This is a genomic window from Nonomuraea composti (genome assembly GCF_012034275.1).
Lineage (GTDB): Bacteria > Actinomycetota > Actinomycetes > Streptosporangiales > Streptosporangiaceae > Nonomuraea > Nonomuraea composti.
In genome coordinates, this window is the sequence record NZ_JAATEP010000175.1 from 1 (window position 1) to 387 (window position 387).

Annotated in this window: 1 protein-coding gene; it reads left to right on the top strand. The window is 71.3% G+C overall.

The genetic code is table 11. The features are described 5' to 3' along the window. Positions 1 to 387 (top strand): RHS repeat-associated core domain-containing protein (locus HCN51_RS57870; RefSeq protein WP_168022243.1); only part of this gene is annotated, 387 nt, incomplete at both ends.

Sequence of the window (387 nt, forward strand, 5' to 3'; positions counted from 1 at the left end):
GCCGTCCAGGCCAAGTACGCCCGCGACCTCGCCGGCGGCCTGCTCGGCCTCAAGGAAGGCACGAGCGCGGCCGTGGCGGCGCTCAGCGACCTGCACGGCGACCTGGTGGCCACCTTCACCACCAGCCTGCAGACCTCAACCGCCTACGACCCGTTTGGCACCGTCACCGTCCAGACCGGCACCAAGACCGGCCTCGGCTACCAGGGCGAATACACCGACCCGGACACCGGCAAGGTCAACATGCACGCCCGCTGGTACCAGCCCGGCACCGGCACCTTCACCAGCCGCGACACCACCACCCTCACCCCCAACCCGTCCGTGCAGGCCAACCGCTACACCTACGCCAACGCCTCCCCCCTCACCGGCACCGACCCCACCGGCCACGCC